General features: G+C 37.2%; 11 protein-coding genes. 2 read left to right on the top strand and 9 right to left on the bottom strand.

Features of this window, described 5'->3' with window-relative positions:
• Window positions 1-9 precede the first annotated feature (9 nt).
• From dtd to prmA, 4 genes are read right to left on the bottom strand one after another with little or no spacing between them, the layout of a single operon-like run.
• Complete coding sequence (gene dtd / locus ACSYTE_RS04080; RefSeq protein WP_491716194.1) at window positions 10-456, bottom strand: D-aminoacyl-tRNA deacylase; 447 nt, start codon at window positions 454-456, stop codon at window positions 10-12.
• A 23-nt stretch (window positions 457-479) separates the two neighbouring features.
• A complete protein-coding gene (locus tag ACSYTE_RS04075) occupies window positions 480-2,708 on the bottom strand; it encodes a RelA/SpoT family protein (protein WP_491716193.1) in 2,229 nt (742 codons plus the stop codon).
• Window positions 2,709-2,722: 14 nt separating this feature from the next.
• Window positions 2,723-3,463: an RsmE family RNA methyltransferase gene (locus ACSYTE_RS04070; RefSeq protein ID WP_491716192.1), complete on the bottom strand. Its 741-nt coding sequence runs from the start codon at window positions 3,461-3,463 to the stop codon at window positions 2,723-2,725.
• Window positions 3,464-3,467: 4 nt separating this feature from the next.
• Window positions 3,468-4,349, bottom strand: coding sequence for a 50S ribosomal protein L11 methyltransferase (gene prmA, locus ACSYTE_RS04065; RefSeq protein ID WP_491716191.1), 882 nt, complete (start codon window positions 4,347-4,349; stop codon window positions 3,468-3,470).
• A gap of 212 nt (window positions 4,350-4,561) precedes the next feature.
• Between prmA and ACSYTE_RS04060 the strand changes: the two genes are divergently transcribed.
• Window positions 4,562-5,545: a LacI family DNA-binding transcriptional regulator gene (locus ACSYTE_RS04060; RefSeq protein WP_491716190.1), complete on the top strand. Its 984-nt coding sequence runs from the start codon at window positions 4,562-4,564 to the stop codon at window positions 5,543-5,545.
• 78 nt (window positions 5,546-5,623) lie between these two features.
• On the top strand, window positions 5,624-6,949 hold the full coding sequence (locus tag ACSYTE_RS04055; protein ID WP_491716077.1) for an IS3 family transposase: 1,326 nt from the start codon (window positions 5,624-5,626) through the stop codon (window positions 6,947-6,949).
• Between the two features lie 56 nt (window positions 6,950-7,005).
• Here the strand turns inward: ACSYTE_RS04055 and ACSYTE_RS04050 are convergent, their stop codons facing one another.
• The 5 genes from ACSYTE_RS04050 to lepA all read right to left on the bottom strand — a co-directional run bounded on the left by ACSYTE_RS04050 (window position 7,006) and on the right by lepA (window position 14,609).
• The gene (locus ACSYTE_RS04050; RefSeq protein WP_491716189.1) at window positions 7,006-7,764 is read right to left on the bottom strand and encodes a DUF6198 family protein; all 759 of its coding nucleotides are present in this window, start codon (window positions 7,762-7,764) and stop codon (window positions 7,006-7,008) included.
• Between the two features lie 192 nt (window positions 7,765-7,956).
• The gene (locus ACSYTE_RS04045) at window positions 7,957-10,245 is read right to left on the bottom strand and encodes a bifunctional glycosyltransferase/CDP-glycerol:glycerophosphate glycerophosphotransferase (RefSeq protein WP_491716188.1); all 2,289 of its coding nucleotides are present in this window, start codon (window positions 10,243-10,245) and stop codon (window positions 7,957-7,959) included.
• 15 nt (window positions 10,246-10,260) lie between these two features.
• On the bottom strand, window positions 10,261-11,229 hold the full coding sequence (locus tag ACSYTE_RS04040) for a hypothetical protein (protein WP_491716187.1): 969 nt from the start codon (window positions 11,227-11,229) through the stop codon (window positions 10,261-10,263).
• 122 nt (window positions 11,230-11,351) lie between these two features.
• A complete protein-coding gene (locus tag ACSYTE_RS04035; RefSeq protein ID WP_491716186.1) occupies window positions 11,352-12,614 on the bottom strand; it encodes a uracil-xanthine permease family protein in 1,263 nt (420 codons plus the stop codon).
• Window positions 12,615-12,767: 153 nt separating this feature from the next.
• Window positions 12,768-14,609, bottom strand: a complete 1,842-nt coding sequence (lepA, locus tag ACSYTE_RS04030) for a translation elongation factor 4 (RefSeq protein ID WP_491716185.1) — start codon at window positions 14,607-14,609, stop codon at window positions 12,768-12,770.
• Window positions 14,610-14,711 lie beyond the last annotated feature (102 nt).

The raw sequence follows: 14,711 nt of genomic DNA, 5'->3' as shown, positions 1-14,711 counted from the left end.
GCACGCCTCCTATTTATGATCAGTATCAAATAAAATCGTTACTGGGCCATCATTTTCAATTTCAACCTGCATGTCGGCACCAAATACACCCGTTTGAACATTAAACCCTAAACTAGCCAATTTAGCATTGAATTGTTGATAAACTTGATTAGCATGTTCAGGTTTACCAGCATCAAAAAAAGATGGTCGATTGCCCTTAGCAGTATTGGCATAGAGGGTAAATTGTGAAATGGACAAAATCGATCCGTTAACCGCAGCTAAGTTTAAATTCATTTTGCCATCAGCATCTGTAAAGAGACGGATCTTAGCAATTTTATTTGCTAAGTATTCAACTTCAGCTTCTGAATCAGTATCAGAAACCCCTACTAAAAGAACGAAGCCCGTTTCAATGGCCCCCTTCACTTTACCATCAATGGATACACTTCCCTTAGTGACCCGTTGTAAAACCACTTTCATGTTCAGCCCCCCTTATTTCAATCCTACTTAAATGGTCTTTTCACTACATACACGTCACGAATGTTTTTAATGTGATCAATTATCAAATTAAGTTGATTAAGGTTTTTGACCCCAATACTAACTGAAACCGTGACGTTTTTTTCATTGTGAATTTTACCTTGAACAGAAGTTAACCGCTTTGAGATGCTGTTAATCATTCTGATGATATCATTCAATAATCCGTTTCGATTATAACCCTCAATACTGATATTAGCGGTGTATTCCTCACGTTGATTCAATTCATCAGCCCAGTGAACACTAATTAAACGTTCACCAGTTGATAGATAATCTTTAACATTTGGGCAATCAGAGCGATGAACAGAAATCCCATTTCCCTGAGTAATATAACCAACAATATCATCCCCCGGAACCGGCGAACAACAATGGCTGAGCCGCACCAGTAGGTTAGAAACCCCCTCTACGACAATTCCATCAATTGAAGTGGTCTTTTTCTTTGGTTTCTTATCCTCATTTTGAATCGTCTGATGATCTTCTAAGATGCCACGTTGTTCTGCTTCTTGGCGTTCTAATTCCTGGGCTTCTCTGATGTGACTGGTCAAACGATGTGAAATGGTATTGACCTGCAGATCACCAAACCCAACTGCAGCGTACAAATCATCAGCGTTTTTGTAATCAAGTCGTTTAGCCGCCTTGATAACATTACTAGCTTCCAAGACCTGATTTACATTAAATCCAGCTTCTTTAATATTATTAGCTAGCATTTCGCGACCGGCTTCCACCATCTTATCATGGTCACGCTTTCTAAAGTACTGTTTGATTTTATGCCGCGCCTTACTAGTCGATACTAATTTAATCCAGTCCCGACTAGGTCCCGCAGAAGTTGGCGAGGTCATAATTTCAACCAGGTCACTATTTTTGATTCGATAATCAAGGGGAACGATTTTACCATTGACCCGCGCACCAGTCGTGTGGTTACCAATATCGGTATGGATCGTATACGCCATATCAAGTGGCCCAGCACCCTTAGGCAGCTCTAAAACATCACCATTCGGGGTAAATGCATAGACATGATCACCAAACAATTCTCCCTTAACGCTTTGCATAAAGTCAGATGCATCGTCAGTATCTTCTTGAAGCTCAATAATCTTTTTGAACCAATTTAACTTAGTATTATCGGCACTACTTTTAACTTCGCTTTTAATTCCTTCCTTGTAAGCCCAGTGAGCAGCAACCCCATATTCAGCAACCCGATGCATTTCAGCAGTACGGATTTGAATTTCAAGCAACTTCCCCTCGGGACCAATCAAAGTCGTATGCAAAGATTGATACATATTGGCCTTTGGCATTGCAATGTAGTCTTTAAAACGCCCTGGCATTGGTTTCCACTTCGTATGGACCGCCCCTAAAACCGCATAACAATCCTTAACTGATTCAACAATTACCCGAATCGCAAAAAGATCATAAATCTCTTCAAACTTTTTATGCTTATTATGCATCTTTTTATAAATTGAATAGAGATGTTTAGGGCGACCATAAATTGCATCAACCTTAATATCCATCCCCTTCAATGAGTCTTTAACCTCTTGTAACGCCTTATTGATATAGTCAACTCGTTCTTTGCGTTTAGAATTCATCGAGTTCACAATCTGATAGTATTGACCAGGATTAATGTAGCGCAACGAAAGATCTTCTAGTTCCCACTTAATCGTCCCAATCCCCAACCGATCAGCCAGTGGCGCATAGATTTCAATCGTTTCGTCTGCAATCCGACGCTGTTTTTCTGGTTTTAAGTGGTTCAAGGTCCGCATATTATGCAACCGATCAGCCAGCTTCACGATCATTACCCGAATATCCTTACACATCGCAAGTAATAGTTTCCGATGGTTTTCGGCTAGTTGTTCCCGATGTGACTTGTACTTGATTTTACTGAGCTTGGTTACGCCATCAACAATTAAAGCCACATCTTTACCAAATAGTTCTTGAATATCACTTAGTTCGACACCTGTATCCTCTACGACATCATGCAAGAATCCAGCGCTGACCGTTTCAGCATCCATGTTCAAATCAGCCAGGATGCCAGCTACTTGAACGGGGTGCACAATGTATGCCTCTCCTGATTGCCGCTTTTGCCCCGCATGAGCAATCGTAGCAAATTTAAGTGCCTTTTTTACCATTTCAACGTCTTTTGGTTGCATATAAGTATTAACTTTATTGATTACATCATTTGCTTCTAGAACTTTAAATTGCGACATCTAAGTTCCCCCCTTTAACTTAATTCAGAAAATGCTGAAATTGCTGATAGCAAATATAACGGTGCAGTTTCAGTTCTTAATATTCTAGGGCCTAACCCAACTTGTTTTACATTAGCAGTTTTTAATAATTCGATCTCTTGTGGTGAAATCCCACCTTCAGGGCCAAATACAGCAATAATGGAATTCCCACTTTCCATTTGATCAATCGTACGACGAAGCATTGAGCCCTCACCAGATTTGGCAGATTCTTCATAAGCAACGATTTTTTGATCATATTGACCAGCAATGATATCGCTTAAGCTATCCTGATATTCAACGATTGGGACTTTATTACGATGTGATTGTTCAGCAGCACTAAGCGCAATCGTGTTCAAGCGTGCTAATTTTTTATCGATTCGATTTCCCTGCCACTTAGCGATCGACCAATCGCCAGCAAAAAATATTACCCGATCAACCCCTAGTTCAGTGGCTTTGCGCACCATCCAATCGGCTTTGTCATTTTTGGCAACTCCACAAGCGATCGTAACGGAAAACGGTAATTCCGCATTAAAATTCTTTTGACTAATCACCTTAATCATTGGTTGATCTGCAGATTGAAATAATTCCCCAATAAATACTTTTTGAGAATTATCCACAAATTCTGCTTGCGTTCCATACACCGCCCGCATTACCTTTAACCAGTGCTTTTTGATTGTTGCTGGCAGTTCGATCGTTTGACCAACTGTGATTGGTTGCTCTAAAAAATAATGTTGCATTAAATTACTCCTCTTCTAATGGTTTCATAGCAATGATTCCACGCCAATCATCAATTGACATCGTCTCACTAATCACAAATCCATTATTAGTCAGAGTAGTTAAGATTAATGATAGCTTATCGTTAATGATTCCAGATATCACCATTTTACCACCTGGTTTTAAGCAATTGATTGCCTGGGGAATCAAGGGAACAATAACATCGCTAAGCATGTTTGCAGCGATAATGTCGACAACATCATTAACACCGTTCAACATATCGTTAGCACTAACGGATACATCCCTTGCAATCGGATTCAAGCGAATGTTTTCTAATGCAGACTGAACTGCAATATCATCAAGATCGAACGCCTTAACGCTACCGACCCCCATTAACTTAGCGGCAATGCTTAAGACCCCAGAACCAGTTCCAACGTCTAGCATGGATTCTCCACCACGAATGACAGTCTCTAATCCCTGTAAAGTTAAAATCGTGGTAGGATGCGTACCGGTTCCAAATGCGCGCCCTGGGTTTAGCCTAATGATCAATTCATTGGCGCTTTGCGGTTGATAGTCCTCCCAATCTGGAACGACGGTTAAAAAACGAGTTAGCCTAGTGGGATGGTAATATTTTTCCCAAGTCAATGCCCATGAATCATCATTAACTGGCTTTAGACCAATTTCTGCTGGTTTTGGATCTAATCCAAAATCAGTTAGCTGATTGATACGTAACTGTAGTTCTGGAATCAACTCATTAATTTTAATGCGTTCATTAAAATAAGCATTAATGATAACGACTTTATTATTATCATCAACTTGAATTCCGCTTGCCCCAGATTCCATTAACATATTGTTAATCGCTTCAACAGCTTCATTATTAGTCTTTACCGTTAATTCTTGCCATTCCATTGAAACTCCTCATTTCCATTACGGTCAATTCCTTAAATCACACCCTTATAAAGCAATCCCTTGTTTAATCAATAACAATTTAAAGTCTAAGTATAATCATTTTAATAACCGTTTATATTTGTTATTAATAATAATCAAATTTTAAATAAAAGGCAAACGGATAATCGAATATGATAAGATTATAATATTAATTAAAGGGGGAATTTCCGAGCATGCCAAAGCGTACTACACTTCAAAACATTGCTGATTTAACAGGATTTTCCAAGTCGACTGTCTCAAGAGCACTCAACCATGATCCCAAAATTTCACAACAAACTAGCAGGCTCATCCAAAAAATTGCCAAGCGCAATAATTACCATCCCAACCTAGTAGCCAAAAGTATTAAAACTCACCATACCAAAATAATTGGGATTATTGTTCCAACCTTTGACAATCAATTCTTTTCTAGGATTTTAAATACCATTCAATTATCTGCTGAAGCTGATCAATATCATTTAATGATCAATACCACAAACGAACAACCAGAAAATGAAATCAATGCCGTTAAGGGAATGCTTGATCAGATGGTTGATGGAATTATAGTCGCTAGTACCGGAATGGTTAATAACTATCGAAAGTTAATCGGCGATACCCCAATTGTATTTGTCGATCGCATTGCAAATCAATCCGAAAATCAGTATTTTGATAATGTATTAGTGGACAATATTAACGGTAGTTATAACATTGTTCAACAAATGCTGCAAAATGGTGCAGAACGAATTGGTATCATTGGGAATGCCCTATTCAAAAACAAATCAAATCGCATTATTGGCTATCAAAGAGCGCTTTTAGATCATCAAATCAAATTGGATGCCGATATTATTAAATATGGCCAACAAGATGGGAATGACATTGCCCAACTAGCAAGTCAATTATTGGTCAACCAAGCATGTGATGGCATTTTTGCAACGGATAACACCATCTTAAGGGCGGTTTTAAAACAAATTGCAGTCCATAACGTTACAAATATTCAAGTCGGTACATTTGATGACAATCCGTACTTGTCATTGCTTAATATTCCAATTGTGGCAAACCAACAACCAGCTTCTAAAATGGGATTCACTGCATATCAAATGCTAATGGACCAAATCAACCATCAAGATCAACATCAAGTTCACCATATTAAACTCAAAACTAGCATTAAAAATTATATTTAAAAAAGAACATCCAAATTGGATGTTGAAGAGACCCCCGTATGTTGGACAGAAAATGTTCAGCATACGGGGGTCTTTATTTTGGCAAAATATAGTTATGAATTTAGATTGAAAGTTGTTTTAGAATATCTTTCTGGAGTTGGATCAACTACGTTGAACCATAAATATGGCATTAAGGGTGTTGCAACAATCTACTCGTGGGTAAAGACGTATAAAAAATTTGGTAAAAAAGCGCTTATTGCAAAACATTATAATCAAGAATATTCTTATATGTATAAATTAAAAGTGCTGAAATGGATGCACCTCTACCACAAGTCGTATCCAGAAACAGCACTTCATTTTAATATTGCATCTCCGTCGAGCATCTTTACATGGCAACGGAGATTAGAGAATGGAAGCCTATATTTAATGAATAAACGTAAGTCCCATCAAAAGAATGTTCTCACAAATAGCGCTGTAAAGCAAATTAAACTGTTAAAAAAGCAAAATTTAGCTTTATCGATTAAACTATCCTATGAAAAATTACTAAGCACTAATAATCAATACGAAAGTATTGATTTATTAGTGAAAAAATTTAGTGATGTTGCAATTTCTAGAATATTATCATCAATTTCATTCCCTAAAAGTAGTTATTATCATCATAGAAAAGCTTCGCTTTCGAAAATAAATGATGAGTTTGATACTGAGGTGAAAAAGGCTGTTAAGGATCATCCTGCTTATGGTTATAGAAGAATAACAGCATTATTTAACAATAATGGATACCATGTTAATCACAAAAGAGTCCAGAGAATTATGCAAAAATACAGTTTACAGTGCCAACTATTTGGAAAAAGAAAACGTAAATATAACTCTTACCATGGCCAAGTAGGCCATGTTGCTGATAATGTTTTAAATGGTGATTTTTCATCTAATAGTTTTGGAGAGAAGATAACAACAGATGTAAGTGAATTTAGATATGGAAATGAAGATATAAACCATCGGGTTTATCTTTCTCCAGTGATGGATTTATATTCTGATAAAATCATTTCATATGGAATTAGCAGCCATCCAACAGTTGAACTAACATTAAAGCCGTTGAACCAGGCACTAAAAAGAATCCAGAACACTGTTAAGCATTCAATTGTGCATAGTGATCAAGGAATTCAATACCAGAGTCATAGTTGGGTTCAAACACTAAACAAATATGAAGCTATTCAGTCCATGTCCCGTAAGGGGACATGTTTAGATAATGCTCAAATGGAATCATTTTTCCATATCATGAAAATTGAAATGATGAATACGCATTATGATACCAAAAAATCCTTAATCAATGCGATGAAAACATGGATTAAGGATTACAATAACAATAGATTAAAAGAAAAACTAGGATACCAATCACCAAATCAATATTTGGGATTGATATCCTAGCAAAAAGTATTAGTCCAACCTATAGGGGTCAGATCATGTTCTTTTTATTTAATCAATTATTTTTCTGATTCACCAACAGTACCAACATCAATGGCTTGGTGCTTAAGAGATGGAAAGACCTTCTTATCTGAAATTCCAGTAATACTACCTTGGAACAAGAATGCAAAGACAGTTCCCAATCCAAAGTTAGCAAACTTAACCAAAAGTGGCCCTGGGGTAATCAATGCAGCGATAATTGCCATGATAGTAGGTGGGATGTAAGATACCCACATCGCCTTAGTAGCGCTACCATTACAATATTTAAAACGTAAGATTTGCATTAAATCATCAGCCGGATGTAAAGCAATATTAACTCGTTGATAGATTGAAATTGCTAATCCAATAAATGCAACCCCTAGGAAGTTAAGGAAAATGTAGAAAATCGTCATTCCGATTCCATGCGCAACGGGGAAAATCTTAGTAAAGATGTTTGAGAATAATTGAATCAAAAGCGAGAATGGTCCTAAGAAACAAATATTTCCAATTAGACGGTTCCAACTCCACTTTCCAACTAATATCATGTTCAAGAAAGTAATAATCAAACCTAATCCAAAGAATGCCCAAAATAAAGCAGTTGGGTTATCAGGTCCCAAAAGAGCCTTTCCTAAGTTACTTTCAGCAGCGGTCCAATAAGCTGAACCTAAGAATGATGGACTAACCTTTGCACTTGAAACCAGGGTTAGAACATTTCCAGCTGAGTTAATGATCAATGAGATAACGAAATAAATAATTGCGCTAGTCATTGAAATCGTTCTAGTCGAACGTCCAGAAGCCATAATTTAATCACCCATCCTAATTTGTGAATATTTAATCTAACTATTAAATACATATTTACTTAATTAATTAAATGTAAATATGGAATTACAACAATCATTGTGAAATTCATAACAAAATAAATTATATAACATTTGCTCAAAAAAGCAAGCCTTTTTCATGACTTTTTTGAATTAAGTAACCGTTTTCATTATTTATTGTTTAGAATCATTCAATAGGACTTCTACGACTTTTTCAGCAGCATGCCCAGTTTCCCAAGCATCAAAGCGTTGCACAAATGATTGATACCTTTGTGCATATCGTTGCTGAATTTGATCAATATTTTGAATTGCATCAATTACTTCATCATTAGTCTTAAGCAATGGACCTGGTAAATCTTTTTGCATATTAAGGTAAAAACCATGAAGAACCTTCGCATAGTTATCATAATCATACACAAAATATAAAATTGGTCGCTTCAAAATCGAATAATCAAAGAATACACTTGAATAATCAGTGATTAAAACATCAGATACTAAATACAATTCTGAGACATCTTGATAATTAGACTCATTGTAGACAAAATCACCAAACGTAGTCGTATCGATGCGATCTGTGATGAAGTAATGGGTCCTTAGAATCATTACATAGTCATCACCAAAGTTCTCGCGTAATTTAGCAACGTTCAGCTTAAGCTGGAACTTATATTCATTTCCACTGGCTCGTTCGTCATCCCGCCATGTTGGTGCGTATAAAATAACCTTTTTATCAAGTGGAATCCCAAGGCGCTGCTTAATTGCTAGTGCTTTTTGATCACGATCTGGAGCATTTAAAATATCATTGCGGGGATACCCTGATTTAATCATCTGACTTTGTGGGTACATGAAGGCATGACTAAATACATCGGCAGAAAATTGGTTCGGTGCAATTAAATAATCCCACTGACGCGATTGTTCATAGAAATTTCGTTTATACATTGGTGTGGCGTTCACCACGTTATCAATATCGAAAACCAACCTTTTTAGTGGTGTACCATGCCAAGTCGATAATAATTTCGTGCCACTTCTTTTTACGAACCAACGGGGTTGTCTTAAATTGAAGACCTGAAATTTAGAAGTTGCTAAATAATACATATACTTAAATCCGAATCGCTTTACGACCAACGTATCTGGCTGATTTGCAATTGCAGCTTTAACCTGTGGTGTTGATGCACTCCAAACATGTTGATACTTACCAGGATAATGTTTTTGAATATATTCATAGATATACTTCGGATTATCTGAGTAGTTTCGTCCTAAAAACGATTCATAAAAAATGACATTCGTTTTAATTGGCATCCGTGTAAAAACATTTTGATATAACAACTTAGTAATCCCACGTCCCCGTTTTTTCAAAAGACGGTGTGCGTTTCTACCAAAGACAATCGAAATCATTAGGCTTCGTGCCAATTTATAATTTTCATTAATAATTGCCAAAATAATCCTTCTGCTAAGGACGTTAACAGTATTTATGGCACGCCGATCAATTAATTTTAAGTAATCGCTAGCTGAATTTAATGTCCCTAAAACATCCCCGATTGAATCATTTTCAGTTAACAAAGCCTTATAAAAGCGACTATTTATCCTGCCAATCGTATAAACAGAAAAAGCTAATTGAAAACGTTTACTAGTGAGTTGTTGATAACCATCTCGCCATGTTTTAAATAACGACTGCCAACGATTATTACTAACTAATTGGGCGTTTGATGGGTCATTAATCGGATCGTTATGATAGACCATCACGTATTGTGGTTCCGAAATTTCAACCGTACGCTTAGTATAATTCAAAACGTTCATCATAAATTGAACATCAGAATATAATTCATTATTATCATTAAATTGTAAATGATGGTCAATTATAAATTGACGACTGATCACCTTTCCAACTAATACGAGCTGAGACCCTAATTTATCATAACGATTGTCATGTGCAAAAATTTTATACTTATTAGTTAACCAATGATCAGCCTTTTTAGATAATTCTAAGTGCTTTAGATTAGCTGAGTTTAAATTAAGGCTGCGCGTTCTGGGCTTACGATTGTTTTTGCCACCCCAATCAGGAAGGAAATCATTTGGACGATGGTTGATTTTTAAGTCCTTAAAAAACGCTGCCTGCGTTTCATAAGTTTTATAATGATTCAAATCAATCAAAGTGTCGCTATTTCGTGGTGTCATATGATTCAAGTTCTTAAATGCATTGGGCATTAAAAAGTCATCGGCATCAACAAAAACAACGTAATCACCAATCGCAACATCTAGAGCAGCATTGCGGGCTGCCCCAATTGTTTCGGGTTTGAAAGACACCACCTGAATCGGGAAATGGCTCTCTTGAAAACGATTATCAAAATCATTACATGCAATAATCCATTCAAATTGACTGAAAGTCTGGGATTCCAAGTTTAACCTTAATTCATCTAATTTATCTAAATCTTCGGGTTTACACGGTGTGATGATGCTAAATTTCATAGTGTCATTTCCCTTCTAAAATAATTTTTGAATCGAACCTAAGAGCCCGTTATGCGATACTTTTAATTTAATCTGTTTTTTTAAATCATAAGGCAGCTCGTTAACTGCTGACTTTAGCTTTGCCATTAGCGTTTTACTATCACCTAAATTAGCATGATTTAAAACAATTGAACTATAAAGCGCACTTAATCGATTAACCAATGCTTTGGAATAGTAATTTTTAATTTTTTCATCAAAAATAAGCGCTAGATTATCGATCATTTGTAAAACGGCATTCAATTCCGTATTAACTGAATTAGCACTAAGAACTAAAGTTGGCATGTTTAACTTAAGGTATTCATCATCTTCGATCAAATCGTATAATAGTTTAGCCAAAAGTGGTTTTTTGCTTGCTAACTTATCACTATCAATCCGATATAGAACGTTTCGACCACTAAGGTCAACATTATTAAAAAATGTCCGATATCGATAATTGCGGTCATTAATGTAATAACTTTGTAGTCCCAATAAAAGGTTCAATTTCTTTCGCAGCGGAAGGCTCACTAATTCAGTATTTACGTCCACATCAAAGATATGCCTAATCGTATTAATCTTAACATCACTAGTCGATTCCAAAAACGGGTCCAATTGTTCACCAATCGAGCTTTCGTTATCAACAGTGCTTAAAAATAATAGGTTAATTGGGTGTTGGTCTAACGTGTTCTCCCATTGCATTATTGCATCTGGTAATAATGCATCATCAACATGCAAATTAAGCCAATAGGTTTCCCCCTGAGTCGCTAATTCGATATCAGCTGGATCATCATAAACGATGACTGGCAGATTATTAATAAATTCAAATAAGCCAGTATTTAACTGGCCATCATTTTTAATTACAATTGCTAATTCACTTCTATGGTATTGATTAGTTATATTATTCACAAAACTAATTAAATTCTGTTCGTCTAATTGGTCATTAGGCAACAGGTTAATGATAAATTTCATAAAAACCCTCCTAAGTACTATGAAATTTAGTTGATTAACATTAATTATAAAGGAATATAAATCCAACCGCAATTCAAGAAAATAAAAAGGGCTTACCTTAGCAGCCCTAGCTATATTAACTATTATTCTTTAGGAAGGATTAAATTTAAGATAATTCCGATTACAGTTGCTAACCCTAATCCAGTAAATTGAAATTGATTACCGATTTGTAAATAAGCATTCCCCACCCCAATTACCAAAATGATCGATGCGATCATAAGGTTACGCTTGAGATTTAAATCGACTTGTTTTTCAACCATGAGCTTAATCCCACTAGCTGCAATGGTCCCGAATAATAAGAAACTAATTCCCCCAATAACTGGTTTTGGCATCTGCATAATTAACACGTTCAGCTTGTTAACGAACGCAAATAAAATAGCAAAGACGGCGGCCCCCATCAAAACATACACACTATGAACCTTAGTGATGGCCATTACCCCAATGTTTTCACCATAGCTAGTTACAGCAGGTCCTCCTAAAAGCCCAGCTGCAATCGATGCCGCTCCATCACCGGCTAAGGTGCGGTTCAATCCAGGTGATCTGAAATAATCGCGGTGGGTCAATTCATCTAATACCATCAGATGTCCAATATGTTCTGTCATTGTCACGAATGCAATCGGTGCAATTGCAATAATGGCTCCAACGTTTAGATGAAAAGAATAGTTAATAAATGGCAATTCAAACGGTGGCATTTTGAACCACGGGGCATCGGCAATTACACTAATATTAACTAGTCCCAAAAAGATCGAAACTATATAACCACAAACAATGGCTAGTAATACGGGAATCAGGCCTAAGAATCCCTTTAAATACATGTTAAAGAACACTGCTAGTGCAAGGGTAAGAAGAGCAATCCCGAAGAATTTAATATCATAATGATTATTATTCATCATCGCATCATTAGCTGCACTACCCGCCAAAGAAAGCCCAATCACCATAATGATCGGACCGACTACAATCGGCGGCAATAAATGATCGACCCAATCTTTACCAATCATTGCAATCATAGCTGCAACAATCAGATACACGATTCCAACCGTTACCACCCCTTGCGCAATTCCAGGATAGCCTGTCGTTTTCATCAATGAAGCCATAGGAACGATAAATGCAAAACTCGATCCCATATATGCGGGAATCTGGCGTTTGGTGATTAAGATGTGAAGCAGGGTCCCCACCCCGGATGAAAATAGTGCAATGCTCGGACTTAACCCCACTAGTAACGGTACGATTACCGTACTTCCAAACATTGAAAACATGTGTTGTAAGGATAGCCCAACCCATGGGATTAACTTTGGCTTATCATTTACATCTAATACTGCATCATCATCATGAAAATTATTCTTCATTCTAAAATTCCTTTCAAAAAAGCCCCCACTAACAGACTAGTTAATGGGGGCTTTAAATCAGTGCTTGATATTCGTACCATCTTCTAGTCTCTCTGGACTAATTAAAGATATTATATTAATAATAGATTACTGTAGTTAACCATAAATGTCAATCTAGTTCGAACCATCGGATTCATCTTCATCGGTCTTTAACACCGCCATGAAGGCTTCTTGTGGGATGTCGACCTTTCCAACCGCTTTCATCCGCTTCTTACCGGCCTTTTGCTTTTCCAGTAATTTCATCCGTCTAGTCCGATCACCACCATATAGTTTAGCGGTCACGTCTTTACGGTATGCCTTAACGTTCGTTCTAGCAATCACCTTCGCACCAATCGCGGCTTGAATTGGAATTTCAAAGTTTTGGCGTGGAATGATTGTCTTAAGTTTCCCAACGATTTCACGCGCCCGACTAGCAGCAAATGATCGATGTGAAATAAAGCTTAAGGCGTCGACTTGATCACCATTCAGCAAAATATCAATTTTAACTAAATCACTTGGTTGGTAATCATCAACTTCGTAATCCAATGATGCATATCCATGGGTTCCTGATTTTAATTTGTCAAAGAAATCAAAAATAATTTCCGAAAGGGGCATATGGTAAATCACATTGACCCGCGTGTCATCAAGATAATCCATCGTTTCAAATTGCCCCCGTCGTTTTTGACAAAGCTCCATTACCGCCCCCACGTAGTCGTTGGGAACCATAATCGTTGCTTTCACAAACGGTTCTTCAATCTTCTTAATGGCAGAAGCATCTGGCATTTCGAAGGGATTGTGAACATCTACTTCATTGCCATCATTTGTAAATGCGTGGTAGGTAACGGAAGGCGCAGTCGTGATCAAATCAAGGTTAAATTCACGTTCTAGCCGTTCTTGAACTACATCCATATGCAATAACCCTAAAAATCCACAACGGAATCCAAATCCTAACGCTTGCGAATTTTCTGGTTCAAATTCTAGTGAAGCATCGTTTAACTTTAGCTTTTCAAGGGCTTCACGCAGATCGCCAAACTTTGCGTTATCAGTAGGATATAGCCCTGCATACACCATCGGATTCATTTCTCGATAACCAGGAAGGGCCTTATCAGCTGGATTATTGACCAATGTAACGGTATCACCAACTCGGGTTTGATTAATATCCTTAATACTAGCGGTAATGTAGCCCACGTCTCCTGCCATTAAATAATCGCGCTTAACTGGATGCGGAGAGTTGACCCCTACTTCAGTGACTTCATATTGAGTCCCACTATTCATTAATAGGATTTTATCGCCGGTCTTTACAACCCCATCTTCCAAACGAACACTCAATACGACTCCGCGATAATCATCATAAACGGAATCGAATACTAACGCTTTTAGTGGGGCATCGATATCACCGCTTGGTGCAGGAATATCATTCACAATTTTTTCAAGTAAATCTGGAACGCCCAACCCTGTTTTGGCACTGGTCAACGCTGCATCAGAAGTATCTAGGCCAATCATGTTTTCGATTTCAGCCTTCACTTCGTCTACTTGTGCAGATGGCAAATCGACCTTATTGATGACTGGGATAATTTCTAAGTCATCATCAAGGGCTAAATAAACATTCGCTAGGGTTTGAGCTTCTACCCCTTGGGTAGCATCAACAACTAACAATGCCCCCTCACAAGCTGCTAGACTTCTTGAAACCTCGTAAGAAAAATCGACGTGCCCAGGTGTATCAATTAAATGAAACTCATAGTCATGACCGTCCTTAGCATGATAGGTCAATTTAACAGCATTCAATTTAATCGTGATTCCACGTTCCCGTTCCAATTCCATATTGTCCAATAGTTGATTCCGCATATCCCGCTTAGCGACCGTATCGGTCAATTCTAGAATTCGATCAGCCAGCGTTGATTTTCCGTGATCAATATGTGCGACAATGGAAAAGTTCCGAATGTATTTTTGGTGTTCCTTCATTTCATTAAGATCCATTTTTTGTCCTGCCTTTTTCTTTTTCGTTACGGTAATTATTTCTCTTAATTATAACAACCACTGACACTGATAACAAATTAGATACAATAAAAGCCAGCGATT

Source organism: Nicoliella sp. ESL1120, assembly GCF_058508515.1.
Note: the sequence above shows the minus strand (reverse complement) of the source record. Positions and strands in the feature narration are given on the sequence as shown.